This is a genomic window from Acinetobacter bereziniae LMG 1003 = CIP 70.12 (assembly GCF_000368925.1).
Classification (GTDB): domain Bacteria; phylum Pseudomonadota; class Gammaproteobacteria; order Pseudomonadales; family Moraxellaceae; genus Acinetobacter; species Acinetobacter bereziniae.
This window is the reverse complement of record NZ_KB849755.1, coordinates 619,277-637,681: the sequence shown is the minus strand read 5'-3', so window position 1 is coordinate 637,681 and position 18,405 is coordinate 619,277. Positions and strand designations below refer to the sequence as shown.

15 protein-coding genes and 1 pseudogene are annotated in these 18,405 nt (G+C 36.3%); 8 read left to right on the top strand and 8 right to left on the bottom strand.

Annotated elements, in window-relative coordinates; all coding sequences use genetic code 11:
- Positions 1 to 83: 83 nt before the first annotated feature.
- The 3 genes from fdxA to mutS all read right to left on the bottom strand — a co-directional run bounded on the left by fdxA (position 84) and on the right by mutS (position 4,079).
- Entirely contained in the window at positions 84 to 407 is a 324-nt protein-coding gene (fdxA, locus tag F938_RS04850) for a ferredoxin FdxA (RefSeq protein ID WP_004831407.1), read from the bottom strand.
- A gap of 339 nt (positions 408 to 746) precedes the next feature.
- Positions 747 to 1,283, bottom strand: coding sequence for a GNAT family N-acetyltransferase (locus F938_RS04845; protein WP_042066225.1), 537 nt, complete (start codon positions 1,281 to 1,283; stop codon positions 747 to 749).
- 141 nt (positions 1,284 to 1,424) lie between these two features.
- Positions 1,425 to 4,079 carry a DNA mismatch repair protein MutS gene (gene mutS / locus F938_RS04840; RefSeq protein WP_005029910.1) on the bottom strand — a complete coding sequence of 885 codons (2,655 nt, stop codon included), beginning with the start codon at positions 4,077 to 4,079 and terminating at the stop codon, positions 1,425 to 1,427.
- A gap of 451 nt (positions 4,080 to 4,530) precedes the next feature.
- On the opposite strand from mutS, the gene dctA reads away from it, so the two are divergent.
- The 8 genes from dctA (at position 4,531) to F938_RS04800 (ending at position 13,855) form a co-directional block, all read left to right on the top strand.
- Complete coding sequence (dctA, locus tag F938_RS04835; RefSeq protein WP_005029908.1) at positions 4,531 to 5,859, top strand: C4-dicarboxylate transporter DctA; 1,329 nt, start codon at positions 4,531 to 4,533, stop codon at positions 5,857 to 5,859.
- A 493-nt stretch (positions 5,860 to 6,352) separates the two neighbouring features.
- Entirely contained in the window at positions 6,353 to 7,342 is a 990-nt protein-coding gene (locus tag F938_RS04830; protein WP_005029905.1) for an acyl-CoA desaturase, read from the top strand.
- Entirely contained in the window at positions 7,339 to 8,613 is a 1,275-nt protein-coding gene (locus F938_RS04825) for an NAD(P)/FAD-dependent oxidoreductase (protein WP_005029902.1), read from the top strand. The genes F938_RS04830 and F938_RS04825 overlap by 4 nt, the downstream gene beginning before the upstream one ends.
- 8 nt (positions 8,614 to 8,621) lie before the next feature.
- Positions 8,622 to 9,416, top strand: a complete 795-nt coding sequence (locus F938_RS04820; protein WP_005029900.1) for a DUF1365 domain-containing protein — start codon at positions 8,622 to 8,624, stop codon at positions 9,414 to 9,416.
- Complete coding sequence (locus F938_RS04815) at positions 9,413 to 10,609, top strand: SAM-dependent methyltransferase (protein ID WP_005029898.1); 1,197 nt, start codon at positions 9,413 to 9,415, stop codon at positions 10,607 to 10,609. The genes F938_RS04820 and F938_RS04815 overlap by 4 nt, the downstream gene beginning before the upstream one ends.
- 38 nt (positions 10,610 to 10,647) lie before the next feature.
- Positions 10,648 to 11,427 (top strand): DUF1295 domain-containing protein, encoded by a 780-nt coding sequence (locus tag F938_RS04810; protein WP_005029896.1) that lies wholly within the window; start codon positions 10,648 to 10,650, stop codon positions 11,425 to 11,427.
- Between the two features lie 8 nt (positions 11,428 to 11,435).
- Positions 11,436 to 12,485, top strand: coding sequence for an SAM-dependent methyltransferase (locus F938_RS04805; protein ID WP_004831335.1), 1,050 nt, complete (start codon positions 11,436 to 11,438; stop codon positions 12,483 to 12,485).
- Positions 12,486 to 12,532: 47 nt separating this feature from the next.
- Entirely contained in the window at positions 12,533 to 13,855 is a 1,323-nt protein-coding gene (locus tag F938_RS04800) for a sensor histidine kinase (RefSeq protein ID WP_005029894.1), read from the top strand.
- Here F938_RS04800 and F938_RS04795 read toward each other — a convergent pair.
- The 5 genes and pseudogenes from F938_RS04795 to F938_RS04780 all read right to left on the bottom strand — a co-directional run bounded on the left by F938_RS04795 (position 13,848) and on the right by F938_RS04780 (position 18,313).
- Entirely contained in the window at positions 13,848 to 14,546 is a 699-nt protein-coding gene (locus tag F938_RS04795; protein WP_005029890.1) for a response regulator transcription factor, read from the bottom strand. The two genes, F938_RS04800 and F938_RS04795, sit on opposite strands and share 8 nt — an antisense overlap.
- Positions 14,547 to 14,564: 18 nt before the next feature.
- A complete protein-coding gene (locus tag F938_RS04790) occupies positions 14,565 to 15,068 on the bottom strand; it encodes a chalcone isomerase family protein (RefSeq protein WP_004831332.1) in 504 nt (167 codons plus the stop codon).
- Positions 15,038 to 15,616: a hypothetical protein gene (locus tag F938_RS04785; protein WP_004831331.1), complete on the bottom strand. Its 579-nt coding sequence runs from the start codon at positions 15,614 to 15,616 to the stop codon at positions 15,038 to 15,040. The genes F938_RS04790 and F938_RS04785 overlap by 31 nt, the downstream gene beginning before the upstream one ends.
- Before the next feature lie 259 nt (positions 15,617 to 15,875).
- A pseudogene (locus tag F938_RS24095) lies at positions 15,876 to 15,992 on the bottom strand (IS30 family transposase); the annotation flags it as partial.
- A 131-nt stretch (positions 15,993 to 16,123) separates the two neighbouring features.
- Complete coding sequence (locus F938_RS04780) at positions 16,124 to 18,313, bottom strand: ESPR-type extended signal peptide-containing protein (protein ID WP_005029888.1); 2,190 nt, start codon at positions 18,311 to 18,313, stop codon at positions 16,124 to 16,126.
- Between the last annotated feature and the right edge of the window lie 92 nt (positions 18,314 to 18,405).

Below are 18,405 nucleotides of genomic sequence, written 5' to 3'. Positions count from 1 at the left end.
TATGAATAAATTGCAAATAAATGTATAAATTACATATTTAAATGCAAAAAAGATCAGCCTAAGCTGATCTTTTAGAACAATACTTATTTTTCTAAATACTGTAATTTGTCTGGCTTACCATTCCATTCTTCACGATCTTCGGGTTGATCGCCAATTTGGGTAATGTTCGGCCATTTTTGTGCAAGTTCAGCGTTTAATTCAATAAAGACTTCTTGACCTTCAGGTAATTCATCTTCTGAGAAAATTGCATTTGCAGGGCACTCAGGTTCACATAATGCACAGTCAATACATTCGTCTGGGCTAATCACAAGGAAATTCGGACCTTCATAAAAACAGTCTACTGGACATACTTCTACGCAGTCTTGATATTTACACTTAATACAATTTTCAGTGACAACAAAGGTCATGGCGTCAGCTACCTAAAAATATGGTTCTAATTAATAATGGTGTATTTTAGGGAAAACGCGACAAAGTAACAATTGCTTTTATTGATATTTAATATAGAAGAACCTGCTGAATCAATTTTTTTTATAGTAAGAAGGTTTATTTTGTGATGTATTTCTCATTTATGTGAGTATGAGTAATAATTATAGAGAAAGTATAGTTAAAAAAATGCTAAGCATATTAAAAATAGGGCATAACTGTAATATTGAAAAAACCTAAAAATCATTTTATTGCTTGAAAAATAAACCGAACCTGCTGTCTGTTTAGACTGAATGATCGTTGACTATATTTCTCTATATGGATTATTCGCTGAGATTGTAGATTAAATGGATATCCTCAGGTTCTAAAGACCAGAGTTGATGATCAGGCTTTTCTAAAAGCTTTGCGCCTTGCTTGAGATAAAAATCGACTGTACGTTGAGTGGGAGTTGCTGAAATATAGAGTTGTTTTGCACCTAATTTTTTTGCTGATGTGATGGCTGTTTGCATTAACTGACTGCCAATGCCATGACTTTGATGATGGGCATCTACATAAAAATATTGCAGTAGCTTCGCTTGAGGATAATCAGTAATTTTTTGATTTGATACGACCTGAACTGCGATGAGTTGATTTGACGGAGTAAAGCCACCTATGCAAATTGCACCTTGTTGGCAAAGATGTTTGATCAAAGGTGGGTCATTTTCTAGATGATACTGATCCCAACACTGAACATCATAAAAGCAGTCAATACGCTGAAGTTGTTGGCTGTGTTGTAGATATATATGTGTGATTAACTCTTTTCGATCAATCTGTTGCCAAATTAAATCAATCTCAGCGTATTGTAATGGTCTAAAGGAAATCTTAATTTTACAGCCCTCAAATCGGTTTTAATGACTTTTTATACATCAAACCTTTATGTTTTTGAATTTAGATAATCGGTTTACTTGTAATACATTTTTCCAGAACCCGCTTAAACAATAAACAGGTCCTGGGATATTGGTCTATGACTTTAAAGCAGCTTTCAGAGCATACAATTGTTCAAGTGCTTGGCGAGGAGTTAAATCATCTAGGTCGATATTTGCCAAAGTATCGAGCACTGGAGAAGGTTTAATAATTTCAATGACTTTTTCAATTTCAATAATCTGCTCCTGTGTTTCAGGTTCAGGTTGGTCAACATTGGCAAATAGATCATTTTGTACAACGGATTGCAATTGTTGCTGTTGTTGCTTCTCTAAAATTTTTAAGCGTTTTTGTGCTTCTTTAATCACTCCAGCAGGAATCCCTGCAAGTTTTGCAACTTGTAAACCATGGCTTTGACTGGCAGGACCTTGCTGTACTTTATGCAATAAAATCAAATTACCATTCAATTCTTTAGCAGTGACGTGATAATTATCAATTGCGACTTCTTTTGATAATTCGGTTAATTCAAAATAATGGGTTGCGAATAAACATAAGCATTTGATGCGTTTAGTTAAGTCGAGTACACATGCCCAAGCCAGTGACAAACCATCATAAGTACTTGTACCCCGACCAACCTCATCCATCAGCACTAAAGACTGATTGGTGGCATGGTGCAAAATTTGAGAGGTCTCAGTCATTTCAACCATGAAGGTAGATTTACCTGTAGACAAATCATCTGCAGAACCAATACGGGTAAAGATACGATCTATAGGACCTAGTTTTGCAGCTTTTGCAGGAACGAAACTACCGCAATAGGCAAGTAGACTGATCAATGCGGTTTGACGCATAAAGGTCGATTTACCTCCCATATTCGGTCCAGTAATGATTGCCATACGATGATTAAAATCGAGTTGAGTATCGTTCGGTGTAAATGGCGTTTTACTTAATGATTCAACCACAGGATGACGACCAGCAGTAATTTTAATGCCGATCTCGGGGCTATATTCTGGTCGATTCCAATTGTTTAAACGTGCTTGATGCGCAAAGTTAGCCAATAGGTCAATATGTGCAATGGATGCACTCATCATTTGCAAATTGGCAATGTCTGCTCTTAATTCATCTAACAACATTTCAAAGAGTAGCTTTTCTCTAGCCAATGCTCGAGATTCACTGGAAAGCACTTTGTCTTCAAAGGATTTTAACTCTGGCGTAATGTAACGCTCAGCATTTTTCAAGGTTTGGCGACGTATATAATGTTCAGGTGCTTGTTCTGCCTGAGCACGGGTGAGTTCAATATAGTAGCCACTCACACGGTTATAGCCAATTTTTAAGGTATTGATACCCGTTGTTTCACGTTCTTTAATTTCCAGATCAATTAAAAATTGCCCTGCATGATCACGGATTTTACGAAGTTCATCTAATTCAGTATCAAAGCCTTCTGCAATGACATTGCCATCACGCAATAAAACAGGAGGGTTTTCAACAATGGCTGACATTAAACGTTGGTGCAATCCATTAAAATCACCCAATTCTTCATTTAATTGTCCAATTAATTTAGATTGTTGAGTATTGAGAATGGGTTGCAGGGCATGCCTTAAAAATGGGATTTGGGCGCATGCCTGACGCAGTTGTACCAAATCACGTGGACGAGCACTTCCAAGAGCGACTCGACTTAAAACACGCTCAATATCTCCAATTTCTTTAAGCACTAAACGTACAGGCGCTTCATGATAACCTTTGAGCAATGTATCTGTGGCGTCTAGACGCTCATCGAGTATTTGTGTATCGCGTATAGGTTGCATTAGCGTACGTGCAAGCAATCTGCTGCCCATTGCAGTTTGGCAATCATTGATCAAACTAAATAATGATGTTCCATGTTCAAAGAGTGGATCAATAATTTCTAAATTACGACGTGTGACAGGATCGAGCGCAATGAAATCAGAACTTTGTTCTAACTTAATTGAACGAATATGCGGTAAAGCTGTTTTTTGAGTTTCCTTCGCATAATGAAGCAAGGCAGCGGCTGCTGCTTTAGCCAGCGGTAAATGATCAATCCCAAAGCCAGAAAGTGTGGAAACGGCAAACTGATCACATAAGGTTTTTTGTGCATTATTTAAATTAAAATCAACATTTGGACGTTTGGTGATTGGACACTCAATTTGTTTTTTTATTTGCTCAATAATATTCGGGTCGACAATGTCTTCATCGACTAGAATTTCACTTGGCATTAATCGTGCCAGTTCAATCGCTAAATTTTCAGATTTAAAATCTTGCTGCTGTACTTTAAAAATACCTGCACTTAGGTCAAGTAAGGCGATACCGATTTGATTTTGCTGAAAGCATAAGGCAACAAGATTGGAGGATTGTGTTGCCGTCAATAAGGCATCATCAGTTAACGTTCCTGGTGTAATGATTCTGACTACGCCGCGATCAACAGGTCCTTTTCCTGTGACTTCACCAATTTGCTCACAGATCACCACCGCTTCGCCTTTTTTGACTAGACGAGCCAAGTAGCCTTCAGCTGCATGATAAGGTACACCCGCCATTGGAATAGGTTCGCCGTTGGCTTTTCCACGGTGCGTGAGCGTAATTCCAAGCAGTTTGGCTGCTTTTTTTGCATCATCAAAGAACAGTTCGTAAAAGTCGCCCATGCGATAGAACATTAATGAATGTGGATGCTGCATTTTTACTTTTAAATATTGCTGCATCATTGGCGTGTGAGAAGATAAGTCAGCCGTTATTTCTGTGTTATTCATGTACATGAAATCCCTGAATTTAAGCAAAAAATATAAATCTAAAAAAGCCTGGCCGTCTAACCGAATCCAATTTTTCTGAGTGAATGTGAACTAATCAAAGCGGAAGTATACCTTGAAGTGTACTTGTGATTGTTGAAATTAAATCAACAAAGGGGAGACGATTAGCTCAATTTCTCTAAGCTCCATCTTAGCAAATTGAGGAGGATTAATAAAAAATAATCCTGAGATGAGTGAGGAAATAAACAGCAAAAAGAAAGATGGCGCTATCTGCACGGGTCATTAATAAAATGAGAAAGAAGATGCTGTAAACAAGGGGGAAGAATATTAGTCAAGTTAAAAAGTTGGCTATTTTTGGTAATTTGTAATCTAAATTTGAAAGAACTCAAAAGGGCTTATTTGAGTTGGCATCCATTTTGCTTTTCTTAATTTAGTCCTATCATTGAGCTAATTTATGAAATTAATTAGAAATTCTTTATTTACCCAAGTCATTATTGCTTTATTTTTGGGATGTTTATTTGGGTATTTTTCTCCAGAAATTGCTAAGAATTTCCAAGTTTTAGGTACAGGATTTGTCAAATTAGTTAAAATGCTTATTGCTCCACTTATATTTTGCGTGATTGTTTTAGGTATATATGGTGCTGGCGATTTAAAGAAAGCAGGTAAGGTTGGTGCAAAGACTTTAATTTATTTCGAGGTCATGACCTCAATTGCACTTGTACTAGGGCTCATTGTTGCATATATTTTTAAACCTGGTCATGGAATGAATGTAGATTTATCAACATTAGATGCATCACAGTTGGAAAAATATAATGAGAATATTCATGCTGTTACTGGAGTATCAGATTTTTTCTTAAACATGATTCCTCAAACTGCTGTAGGAGCATTTACAGGGAATGATGTTCTTCAAGTTGTTGTTTTCGCTATTCTGTTCGGTGTTGCATTATCAATGCTTCCTAAAGATACTAAGGATCCAGTGGCATCTTTGATTGATAAGATTTCTCAAGTTATTTTTAAAATAATGGCGCTTATTGTGAAATTGGCACCTATAGGCGTTTTTGGTGCAATCGCTTTTACTGTAGCTCAATTCGGAATTGCAACGCTTGTTAATCTAGGCTATTTGATACTCATTTACTATATGACCGTTATTTTCTTTGTCGTTGTTATACTTGGACTCATATTAAAATTATTAGGGTATAACATTTTTAAATTCATAAGATACTTTAAAGAAGAAATTTTGATTGTCTGTGGGACATCTTCATCTGATTCGGTGTTACCACAAGTCATGTATAAATTAAAAAAACTCGGTATTAAAGACACAACTGTAAGTCTTGTTATTCCATCTGGATACTCTTTTAATCTTGATGGATTTTCAATCTACCTGACACTTGCTGTTGTTTTTATTGCTCAGGCTACTGGCGTTCATCTATCAATTTCAGACTTACTCATCATTTTGCTTATAACTTTGTTTACTTCAAAAGGTGCCCATGGTATTCCTGCATCAGCAATTGTTGTTTTAGCTGCTACGTTATCCAGCTTTCCAATTATACCTGCAATTGGTTTAGTGCTGATTCTTTCAATAGATTGGGTGATCGGAATTATTCGAGCAGTCAGTAACTTAATTGGCAACTGTGTTGCTACCTTAGTCATTGGCTCTTGGGAAAAAGATGTAGATGTTCAACAGGTACAACGTATGCTAAATGATCCTAATTGGGCTAAGTCTGAGCTAGTTCAAACACCACCCCAATTAAAACCTATTGATGAAAAATCCATAATATATTGATGATTCGATGAAAAGAATGCCAATAAAGTTGATTGGCATTCTTGAAATAGCAAATTACTTTAGGTAAAAGCCATTTCCTGATCATTTCTTATTTTTTCTGAATATTTATTCAAAATTATCTTTCTATGTTTGATTTCACTCACCCAATTTAATTGAACCTTAACTTTGACGTTGGTTGACCTTAACGATCTGTTTAGCACATAAATCGATTATTTTGAGGGGAGATAACCTTTGACTTTAGTGATGAGAATCAGACAATACATTTTTAAATACTTTATATAAGCCAAGTATGGGCATGGCAACCTTATGTGCAAACTAATTAAGATATTGCTATAACAATAGAATGAAAATAAATGGGGTTATTGACCGATATAGTCATCTACATTAACGTTTTAGTGTCATGAAAAAAAATATTTACTTCACATAAATTTCATTTCGGGTTGATTAAACTTCTTTATATAAAATCCAATGATTAGAAAATTAGGATACCTCTATGTTGAATCGTGTTAGGCAGTGGATAGACAGTTGGTCCCGTCCGATTCAGGTACAGACCAGTTCTTCAGAAAGCAAGAAAATTCAATGGGTACGCATTATTCCTTTTATCATTCTGCATGTTGCCTGTCTCGGTATATTTTACGTCGGGGTATCTTGGTTTGCTGTCACTTTCATGTTGCTATTTTATCTGATAAGAATGTTTTCAATTACTGCATTTTTCCATCGATATTTGTCACATAAAACGTTCCAAACCTCGCGAATAGTTCAATTTGTTTTTGTGTTGATTGGAACGATGAGTGCTCAACGTGGACCTTTGTGGTGGGCTGCGCATCATCGTTATCATCATCGGTTTACGGATACAGAACATGATCCACATTCATCGACCTATGGTTTTTGGTATAGCCATTTAGGCTGGTTTTTAAATGATTATAATTTTGCCACGCGTAAAGAAGTGGTCAAAGATTGGCTGAAATATCCTGAAATGGTGTGGTTAGATCGTTTTAGCTTGATCATTGTGCTGCTAACCGCAGTGTCAATTTATGCTTTGGGTGAGTGGCTTGCCGTTGTCTATCCATCACTTGCTACATCAGGTCTACAACTATTGGTCTGGGGCTTTGTTGTTTCAACAGTTTTATTAATTCATGCCACTTTATGTATTAATTCACTCGCACATTTATATGGCAGTCGAGATTTTGAAACAGAAGATCAAAGTCGAAACAATTTATTTTTATCGATCATTACTTTAGGTGAGGGATGGCATAATAACCATCATTATTATGCTGAGAGCGCTAGGCAAGGTTTTTATTGGTGGCAAATTGATATCACTTACTATCTTTTAAAAATGATGTCTTGGATCGGTTTAGTCTGGGGATTGAAACCAATACCAGCACGAGTCTATGAATTCAGTAAAATTGCTCAATCATCAACTAAAGTAAATATCTTCATTAAAACAAACACCAATAAAAGTTCAACTGGGGAATCTTCATGAAAATTGCGATTATTGGGTCAGGAATTTCTGGACTGTATGCTGCATGGAAACTTTCAAAACATCATCAGGTCACTATATTTGAGAAAAATACGTATTTTGGTGGGCATACTGATACACATGATTTGATTATTGATGAGCAAAAACTCGCTATTGATAGTGGTTTTATCGTATTCAATCATTATAATTATCCATTATTTAGCCAGATGATCGCTGAGTTAGGTGTAAAAGCACAAAACAGTGATATGAGTTTTTCGGTCAATAATCTAATTACGGGTTTACAATATAACCCTTCAAAAAAAATTTCTTTACTAAGTAGACCACAAAATTTTTTTAAATCAAAATTTAGAGTCATGCTTTCTGATCTTTTTAAATTTTATTCAGAAAATAAAACTGTCGTGGTGAATGATCTTGAGATCAATTTAAGTATTGAAGATTATCTAAATCAAAATGGATATTCCGAGGCTTTTCGCCAAGAGCATTTATATCCAATGTGTGGCGCATTATGGTCATGTCCGATTGATCAAGTAGGAAAAATTCCTTATAAATTTGTGGTGAGTTTTTTTCAACACCATCGAATGCTTCAGCTTAAAGATCGCCCTCAATGGCAAACTATAATTGGTGGTTCAGCTCGTTATGTCGAAGCCATTCAACAGCAGTCTGCAAATATTGAGTTTAAAAAACAAGCAGTAATCAGTGTATCTCGTTTGACGGATCAAGTGATTGTTCAAACAGAGTATGAGACACAAAAATTTGATTGGGTGGTTTTTGCAAGTCATGCAGATGACAGTCTAAAGTTATTAAATGATCCATCTGAATTAGAGCAGGAGGTGTTGTCCAAATTTTCCTATCAAGACAATAAAATGGTGGTACATCATGATCTGACAATTATGCCCAAGTCGAAATCTCAATGGGCGAGTTGGCATGTACATATTACTCAAGATCAATCAAATTTTGATACGCAAAATATCAAGCCAAGAGTTCATTACACATTTAGCTACTGGATGAACAAACTACAGAACTTGTCCTGCCAAACACAAATTTTCGCTACATTGAATCCAAATTTTGACATTAAACCAGAGCTGATTTTAGTTGAGCGCGAGTATCGTCATCCTGTATTTGATGTATCAGCCATAGGAGCGCAAGGACGCTGGTCTGAGATTAATGGACAAAATCGAACCTCATTTTGTGGTGCCTATTGGGGATGGGGGTTTCACGAGGATGGTGTACGTAGTGCAGCTCAAGTTGTGAAGCATATAGAAAAGCTAATCTAGGAGTTCTCATGTTGCTGACTGAATTAGCTATAGCTCCAGCCTCGATCCGGCATCGACGCTATTTACCCAAGTCCCATCAATTTGAAGCAAAGTTAAATTATTTATGGTTTGACCCAGATCAAATCCACTATTTTACCGAGCAGTCTTATTTATGGTCATCACAACGTTGGAATTTACTCAAACTTGATCCGAATGATTTTTTAATAGAAGAATATGGAACAATTCGGCAAAAAATTGAAAAAATATTATTAAAACAAGCCAATAGTCTACTAGGTTTAGATACACAGATTCGAGTTTTAGCCTTGCCGAGAACTTTAGGTTATCGATTTAACTCAGTGGTATTCTTTTTTATTTTTGATGCCAGTGAAAAGCCGCTATTTATTCTAAGTGAAATCACCAACACGCCATGGGAAGAACGTAAAGTATATGTACACGACTGTCGTGACAAAGCTGTACAACATTCTCAATTTAACAGCTATAAATTCGAGTTTAAAAAATCATTTCATGTTTCTCCTTTTATGCCAATGGACATCAATTACAAATGGAGTTTTAATTTCTCTGCGCAACAAAATGTGATTCATATGCAGCTTTTTCAACAAGATGTACTGCAATTTGATGCAACTATGCGATTTTTACTAACCCCCATCACAGTTTCTTCACAACAGCATCGATATGCTATTCATAGTGTCTTTGAACCTTTCAAAATGATGGCGGGAATTTATCTAAATGCTTTTCGTTTATGGAAGAAAAAGGTCCCATTTTATCGGCATCCGAATAAACAAAAAGGAAAAACAAAGCGATGAAAGCACTTATTTCCAGTGAACAAGATTCTCTACCTTTGATTTTACAAAGTTTGTTAAAACTCCGTCATGGTCAAATTATATTTAGCGGGGTGTGGAATGGTTTTGTCGGTGACAGTATTGAGTTAGTAGCAGTAGTTCAGGTTCATGATAAAAAATTGGTGGACTTGATCTTCAAGTATGGTGTGCTAGGCGCAGCTGAAGGCTATATTCGTGGTTATTGGAGTACCAATCATTTGGTTGAATTGATCCAAATTTTGGCACGTAACCGTGATCTTTTGGATCAATTAAATCAAAATATTATTGCTCAAGCGAGCCAATTTTTTTTAAAAGCTTGGTATAAAAAGCGTAAAAACTCGATCAAGGGGAGTCGTAAAAATATCGCAGATCATTATGACCTGAGTAATGATTTCTTTAAATTATTTCTTGATCCATCAATGATGTATTCGAGTGCCGTGTTTAAAGATGCTGAAATGACTTTGGAGCAAGCCTCGGAGTATAAAAAAGATTTGATCTGCCAAAAACTACAACTCAAACCCATGGATCATTTGGTCGAAATTGGAAGTGGATGGGGCGGTTTTGCACTTTATGCTGCACAAAATTATGGCTGTAAGGTAACAACGATTACGATTTCACAAGCACAATATGATGAAGCCGTGACCCGTATTGAAGCAGCAGGCTTAGCACATCGGGTAGAGGTGCAACTAAAAGATTATCGCTTGCTTGACGGTAAATTCGACAAATTGGTTTCAATTGAAATGATTGAAGCGGTAGGTGAACAATATTTATCCACTTATTTTAAACAATGTCGTAATTTATTGAAACCAAAAGGATTGGGATTAATTCAAGCCATTACCATTGAAGACGCACGCTATAAAAAAGCTTTAAAAACTGTTGATTATATTAAACGGTATATTTTCCCTGGTAGTTTTATTCCATGTATCAGCGTATTAACGCAAACGGCATCCGAACAAAAATTACGTTTAAAACATTTGGAAGATATTGGTCAAAGTTATGCACAAACATTGCATCTTTGGCGGAAAAATTTTTTAGCTGCTCGTGAACAAGTTCTTGAACTTGGATTTGATGAAAATTTTATTCGGATGTGGGACTTCTATTTATGTTATTGCGAAGGAGGATTCAAAGAGGGCGTAATCAGTGATGTACATATGTTGTTTGAAGCAAATATTTATTAACTTCTAAGCATTCATTGATATATCAAGGAGTAAGCAAAATGTTTTTGAAATTGTTTTTACTTGATGTCGTGATTATGCTGCCCTGTTGGCTCATCGTAAGCTATAACAATCGTGCGGGTTTAGTCGATGTAGCATGGAGTTTCTGTATTGCATTGAATGTGATGTTAGCTGCTTTTTTGCTGGATCTTGCACCTCTAAGTGTACGTATCTTTATTGGACTTTCAAGCAGCATTTGGTTTTTACGCCTGACGTGGCATTTATTTCGCCGTTACTGGCATGAAACAGAAGAAGACCGTCGTTATGCCAATATGCGCCGTGCTATGGGGCAATTCAAACATTTGGGATTCTTGGCTTTTTTTATGTTTCAAGCAGGACTCGCGCTTTTGTTTTCTTATCCCATGCTATCTTTACTCAGTTCCCCAAATACACAGTGGAATGAATGGATCTATTGGGCACAGATTGCAGCCGCACTGGTGATGTTACTGGCTTTTATTGGTGAAAGCACTGCCGATCAGCAGCTATATCGTTTTAAACAGAATCCAAATAATCATGGTCAAACCATGGATCAAGGATTATGGAAATATTCGCGTCATCCGAATTATTTTTTTGAATGGTTACATTGGTTTGCCTATCCTATTCTAGGATTAGCGGCTGGGCTTTATCTGCTATGGATTTATCCATTACTGATGTGGGTATTTTTATATTACATCACGGGTATTCCGTTTAGCGAACAGCAAGCATTACGTCATCGTGGTCAAAATTATCGGGATTATCAAAAACGAACCTCAATGTTTATTCCGTGGCAACCTAAAGAGTAGATCAAAATATGGATTATATTATTCAACAATCTTTAAAGCTGGTCGAAAGTGGGCTGATCCCAGATCAAGCTATACGTGCGGTGATCCGAAGTTTAAGTAAAAAGCGTTTGATTCAAGAAGGACGTTATGATCCTGAATTGGGTAGTCAGCGTTACATGGATGTTGTGAACATGCTTAAACGTAGTGAAATTGCGATTGAAACTGACAAAGCTAACGAGCAGCATTATGAACTTCCCACTGCATTTTTTCAGTCTGTACTGGGAAAGCACTTAAAATATAGTGCGAGTCTATTTACAGATGCACAAACCAGTCTAGACGAAGCTGAAGCGTTGGCTTTAGCATGTTATTGCGAGCGAGCAAAATTAAAAGATGGTCAACACATTTTGGAAATCGGTTGTGGTTGGGGATCCTTAAGTTTATGGATGGCTGAGCATTATCCGAATGCCTCCATTACGGTGGTATCAAACTCAGCAACGCAACGTGAATATATTCAGGAACAAGCTAAATTACGGCAGTACAATCATTTAAAAGTGATCACCTGTGATGTCAATGTATTAGAACTTGAATCCAGTGCATATGATCGTGTGGTATCGGTGGAAATGTTTGAGCATGTGCGTAATTACCAAAAGTTATTTGAAAAAATAAATCTCTGGCTTAAACCTGATGGATTATTGTGGTGTCACATTTTTTGTCATCGGTTTTTACATTATCCATTTGAAATTAAAAATGAATATGATTGGATGTCGAAATACTTTTTTAGTGGTGGACTTATGCCATCTGCATCGACTTTCTTACATTTTCAAGATCACTTACAATTAGAACAGCATTGGCAATGGTCAGGTAAACAATATGAAAGAACAGCAAATGCTTGGCTTGAAAATATGGACCGACAACATCAAAGTTTAAAACCATTATTCGAACAAACCTATGGTAAAGATGCAGCAATATGGTGGCAACGTTGGCGAATCTTTTTTATGGCTTGTGCTGAACTTTTTGGTTTTGAACAGGGACAAGAATGGGTTATTGGTCATTTTTTGTTTTGCAAGAAAGTCTTATAATCTGAATTGAATGTGTTGTTTATTGGGGCACACAAGGGAGCATATTTATGCTGAGACTATTTAAGGGCAAGCGTGCCCATCCCTTGGGTGAAGTCTTTAATCGATATTACTGGTTACAAATCGGATTGATTGCTTTATCGATCGTGATTGGTATTACATGTAGTGCGTGGGTGATTAAAGGCACTTTGTTGAAAACTGCACTAGAACAGGAAATGGAACATTATTGGATGCGTGTAGAGCGTAATCCAAATGCAGATTTGCCTGATACTAAAAATTTATATGGATATCGCTGGACTAAGGTAGCGCCAAATAGTTTTCAGAACATGCATTTAACACCAGGCGTTGGCCGTCATTTTGTGGATGGCAAGGAGCGTATGACTGTTTATGGTGAGCGTAATGGACAGCATGTCCTTTTAGTTTTTGGTGAAAGTAATGTCAATAAACTGATTTGGTTGTTTGGATTGGCACCTCTCATGTTAAGTTTGTTTGTGCTTTATAGCGTACTTTGGTGGTGGAACCGTCGTGCACGTCGTTATTTTTCTCCAATCACTAGACTTGCAAATGCTTTAGAAAATATTGACTGGGATCACCAGAACAAAGGGGCATCACCATTTAAGGATATTAGTACTGATGCAAATATGGAAGCAGAATATTTAAAACAAGCGTTAGAGAAATACCATCAAGTTTTGAGTGAATTTATTCATCGTGAGCGTGAATTTAGTCGTGATGTTAGTCATGAATTACGAACACCTTTAACTGTCCTTAAAGGTAATGTTCAGCTTTGCCAAGCTCGTTATGGAGATAATAAAGTCTTTGTTCGTTTGAGCAATACCATAGAGGATATGCAGTTACTGGTTGATACTTTATTGGCAATTGCGCGTAATACGACAAACACACTTACACCAGAACACAGCTCAATATTTAAAATCTTACAAGAATTACAAACTGATCTTGAAAGTGTGGGGCAAGTGAAAGGAATACAAATTAATCTTCATCAGGGGATAGCAGAACAGACACGACAGTTGTATCCCTCTATGACAAAAATGGTTTTCGGCAATATTTTACGGAATGCCTTAAATTATTCCCAAGGATCAGAAATCGATATCATCATACAAAAAAACAAAGTTCTGATTGCTGATAACGGTATAGGTATTCATTTACTCAATGATAATAAAGTACAGGATTTATCTAGCCCTCAATTAAGGTTACAAACTAAAGGACACGGTATTGGACTCCAACTGGTGCAAAAGCTGTGTAAACAATTAGGCTGGCGTGTAGAGTTATTTGATCGCCTCTATTATTTGAGTATTCACAATGATATAGCGTTAATACCATCGACAGGACTGGTCGTTGTGGTTTATCTTAATTAAATGAATCAGGTTCAAGAGAAATTTTTAAGCCAACACCTGACACGGTATGAATTAATTTTTGATTAAAGGGCTTATCCACCATTTTTCGTAAGTTATAAATATGGCTACGTAGTGCATCACTTTCAGGTTCTGCATCTCCCCAAAGTTCTATGATAATTTCTTGTTTAGTCATAACTTTGGGTGAATTCCTCATCAATAATTTTAATAATTTAAATTGAATAGGTGGAAGTTCTATATTTTTTCCGGCACGGTGAATTGTCTGTTGTGAACTATCTAAGATCAGATCATGAATTTGTAATTTGCTATTCGAGACCTCTCCTATAGATCTTTTGATCAATGCTCGAACACGCATAACCAACTCGTTAAAGTCGAAAGGCTTAATCAAGTAATCATCGGTTCCTGAAGAAAAACCTTTAATTTTGTCATCCAATGTGTCACGTGCTGTTAGCATAAGCACAGGGATATCTAGATCTTGTTCAGTCCTTAACCAGTGGCAAAGATCGAAACCACAACCATCAGGTAAATTGATATCCAATAAAAGAATATGATAAGGATGATTTTTTAATAAATTACGTGCTGTATCTAAGTTACGTGCATGATCAATGACAAAATCATGTGCTTCTAAAAATTCACAGAGTGTAGAGGCTAATTCGTAATGGTCTTCCACCATAAGGATAAAATATTTTGTCATTACAATAACTTTATGTTGTTAATTTAAGAGTTGTTGCTTCAATTTAGCATTAAATGGCGCTGAACCTAACCAAATTTTAAAATATTGATTGGCTTGATCATTTTGGATATGACCTAATATTTTTCCATTCAGTGAAAGCGTTAATATGCGGGATGAATGGACGTAACTTAAGGTATATAAATCCCCATTTTTAACTGGTTTATAAAGCTGTGTAATTTGGTTTAAAGCCGATGTTTCTTTAAAATCAGGAATATTTTTCTTTAAAAAATGAGTGGCTGCACGTTTGAAAGCCCATTCAGGAATATTCTGGTTGTATAAAAAATTCATTTGAATACTTTGATTTTCCCAAGTCTGTTTACAAGATTCTGCAAAGTAGCTTGCCTGACCAATCTGTTTTGTACCAACTAAAATCGCACCATTTCCACACTGTTTAAATGTTGCTGCTTGAACATTTGAAATACTGATGGATAAACTTGCTACAGATATAATCATTACGGTGATTTTTTGAATGTTAATACCCATGAATATAAGCCTCCGAAATAAGGTAACTGGCGAAACAAACCATTTGCTGGATCCCAAAAGTCTTGTTGGAAAATAATTTGTTGATCTTTGTTGACTTTGATTTCGCTGATGCCATAAGACGCCATCGTTTTATTCACACCAAAAATTTTGAAATCATAAGCCATAAACCAATGGATATATGCAGAATCTCGGTGATAGGTCGTGTTTAATAATTTGACTGTGACATTGCTAACTCGTTTATTCATGCCTTTAAAATGTTCAATCAAATTTTGTCGCGATGAAAATTGAGAAAGAGTGTCATTGATATAGAGTTGATCTGCGTATAACGAACTTGCCTTATCGATGAATTCAGCTGTACCTAAGGTATTGAAGGTGGATGTAAAGCGGGTGCCAATATCTAATGCTTGAGTATCGGTCAATGGAATACCAACTACATTATTTCTAGCTTTACCATAATCTGCGGAGTAACTAGGAATACTTTTGCATCCAGATACACAAAGAAGTGTGAAGATGGAGGCAAATATTTTTTTTGAGTTTTTCACGTTCATTATCCATTTGGAGTCTTATCTAATACTGTAGATAAATAGTTGTGAACGAGATGTGAAGTTGGATAGGAAAAATATCCCATGTATTTTTAACACAAATATATGGGTGATATTCATGAAAACATAAACTGAAAACGAGTATTTACCTTTAGACTTAGCTTTATCTACAAACCCAGAATGGGGGATTTCTAAGGTTATTGATTAAAATCAGATAATACGAACTAAATATTCAACACAAGCCATGTTTGGATATGGGGCGAATTCAAACATGAGGTGTGACAGATTTAAAATCCTGATGATAATCAATTAATTGAGTAAATTTCTCTAACGAAGTATATCAATCTAAAGCCTTTCTTGGTCTTGTATTGAGGGACATAGCACTTGATTCAAATTAATGATTCAATTGAAAAGTCAGTGTTGTTTAGGATCAAGGAGTCTGAACCTCGATAGAGGTTCAGACTAAATATTCGTAGGATAATAATAACTCTAAGATTCTCTTATATGAGCCAGTTAATTCATTACACCACTAATACCGATACGGACACTTGGGTCCCCTTCAGATGCTGCTGCGATACCACCTGTAATAGACCAACGCCCATTCTCTGAAGTTTTACGGAGAGTTACACCCACTGCATTTTCTCCACCATGGTATGCTGCACCTGCTGCGTAAGTATATTTACCTGCTACATAAGGTGCTGCTTCAAGTGCCATTGCCGCTGCGATACCTGCATTTGCCTTTTTCTCAACATCATCAATACGATCATTGGTCACCCGGAAAGAATAATCTAGTTTGTTACTAACATCTTCGATTTTACTATCCAATACTTGATCTGCTTTGTTCAATGCATCAATTGCTCCACCAACATTGTTATGCACTGCATTACCTACACTATAACTTGGTGCAGTAAAACTTCCTGTAATGTTGTCATAACCAGCTCCTCCACCCAAAAAATCCACAACCTTTTGACTCGTTGTGTCTAATTTTTGATTCGTTGCCTCAATTTTTTGGTTTGTTGCATGTAATTGAGAACCATTCACAGCATCAGTAGATGTTGAATTAACAGAGCCATCCTTAACTCCAGTCAAAACACGATCACCTTCTGTACCTGCAAAATTCACATTTTTACCACCAGTATCTTTCCCAACAGTAATTTCACCATTTGATGTTTGTTGTTGCACTAAGCCTGATTTACCATTGTTAATATTACTAATGTCAGTTTGAATATCTTGAATGTCATTCGTATTTTTATCTACTTGTTGCTGAACATTCCACAATTGACCTCCATTCACAGCATCTTTAGAACCTTGAGCAATTACCCCATCTTTTACATTGGTGATCGTTGTACCATTTGTTCCACCACCAAGTGTGATTTTATCTTTTGATGCATTGTCATACTGAACAGTATTGTTGGCAATCACATTAATATTATTGTTCACATTATTAATTGCACTATCCAACTGTCCTTTATTTACAGCATCTGAGGTGTTAATACCATTTGCAATGTTACTGATTGTTTTACCACCTCCATTGATTCCTGTAGCTTTATCAATAATGATATTTCCAACAGTCATTTTATCTGATACTACACTTGTAAATGTTGGTGTAGCACTTGTAGCAACTAAATATGTTATCGAACCATCAGAAGCAGTAGTAGGGGTAACAACAATATTTGAACCAGCTTCAATAGTCCGTTGGGTTGCTTTAATCGCCTCATCAATAGTAGCTTTACCAGTACCACCAATATTAGACGGGGCTGTGTACACGTTTGTTAATGAATTATATTTGGCTCCACTGCCAACACCTAAAACAGTAACTAAACTATTATTTGTATTATCATATGATCTATCCAATTGACCAACAGTAACAGCATCTGAATTGGCTGAGCCATCTGCAAGATTCTGAATACGACGGTTTCCTGTGACAGTACCATTACCAACAGATACAGCTCCAACAGTAGGTGTTGTTTGTGAGGTTAAAAAACCAGTACCTGTAATCGCTGTCGTTATTGAGTTTGAACCTAATGCTACGCTGTTATCTGTAAAAGCATGTGCATTTGAACCTATTGATGCACTATTTGTACCACTGGCATTGGTTGCACTGCCAATTGCAATAGAATTCGTTCCACTCGCCAAGGTTGCTTGAGTAGTAGCACCATTTGTACCACTTGTCTGTGCTGAACCAATAGCTATTGAGTTAATACCAGGCGTGCCATTTAAAGTTGAAGCACTACCTATTCTCAACGAGTATGTTTGACCACTTTGATCACTTAAACCTAACTTACCTCCATTGACATACAATTCATTTCCTAGTGTTAATGATGTTGAGCCGCTTCCATCAATGGGATTGTAGAATAATGTTCGATTAGTTTGAGTTGCTTTATCCGTAGGTTGACAACTTGAACTTATTATTCCCCCTGTCCCATTGTTAGGATCAGCAATATGAGTACAACCATTATCATTTGAATCATTTATATATATACCATTAGTTGCCCAAACTACTGGAGTAAAAATGCTCATTGCAATGATGAGTGTACTTTTTAGGAACTGTTTTCTAGAACGGCCAACTGTTAACAAAATATGTTCAACACTCGTAGATTGTATTAATGTCGTCGTTTTTTTTGTTTTCCCTTTAACAAGCTCAGAAACAGCAATCCAAGTTTCTAGTGTTGGATTCCAAACAACTTTGTAAATTTTATTCATTCTTTTTTCTCTCCAGAAAGTTAAGTTCATTTTTGTTTAAGTTAATTATTTCTAATAAAACATTAGCATTCATAACTAAACTCATTAGGTAC

What these genes read in the sequence shown, in the direction of transcription:
- fdxA (WP_004831407.1), bottom strand. Translation starts at nt 407, where the DNA reads ATGACCTTTGTTGTCACTGAAAATTGTATTAAGTGTAAATATCAAGAC.
- mutS (WP_005029910.1), bottom strand. Translation starts at nt 4,079, where the DNA reads ATGAATAACACAGAAATAACGGCTGACTTATCTTCTCACACGCCAATG.
- dctA (WP_005029908.1), top strand. Translation starts at nt 4,531, where the DNA reads ATGAAATTAATTAGAAATTCTTTATTTACCCAAGTCATTATTGCTTTA.
- F938_RS04830 (WP_005029905.1), top strand. Translation starts at nt 6,353, where the DNA reads ATGTTGAATCGTGTTAGGCAGTGGATAGACAGTTGGTCCCGTCCGATT.
- F938_RS04825 (WP_005029902.1), top strand. Translation starts at nt 7,339, where the DNA reads ATGAAAATTGCGATTATTGGGTCAGGAATTTCTGGACTGTATGCTGCA.
- F938_RS04820 (WP_005029900.1), top strand. Translation starts at nt 8,622, where the DNA reads ATGTTGCTGACTGAATTAGCTATAGCTCCAGCCTCGATCCGGCATCGA.
- F938_RS04815 (WP_005029898.1), top strand. Translation starts at nt 9,413, where the DNA reads ATGAAAGCACTTATTTCCAGTGAACAAGATTCTCTACCTTTGATTTTA.
- F938_RS04810 (WP_005029896.1), top strand. Translation starts at nt 10,648, where the DNA reads ATGTTTTTGAAATTGTTTTTACTTGATGTCGTGATTATGCTGCCCTGT.
- F938_RS04805 (WP_004831335.1), top strand. Translation starts at nt 11,436, where the DNA reads ATGGATTATATTATTCAACAATCTTTAAAGCTGGTCGAAAGTGGGCTG.
- F938_RS04800 (WP_005029894.1), top strand. Translation starts at nt 12,533, where the DNA reads ATGCTGAGACTATTTAAGGGCAAGCGTGCCCATCCCTTGGGTGAAGTC.
- F938_RS04795 (WP_005029890.1), bottom strand. Translation starts at nt 14,546, where the DNA reads ATGACAAAATATTTTATCCTTATGGTGGAAGACCATTACGAATTAGCC.
- F938_RS04790 (WP_004831332.1), bottom strand. Translation starts at nt 15,068, where the DNA reads ATGGGTATTAACATTCAAAAAATCACCGTAATGATTATATCTGTAGCA.
- F938_RS04785 (WP_004831331.1), bottom strand. Translation starts at nt 15,616, where the DNA reads ATGAACGTGAAAAACTCAAAAAAAATATTTGCCTCCATCTTCACACTT.
- F938_RS04780 (WP_005029888.1), bottom strand. Translation starts at nt 18,313, where the DNA reads ATGAATAAAATTTACAAAGTTGTTTGGAATCCAACACTAGAAACTTGG.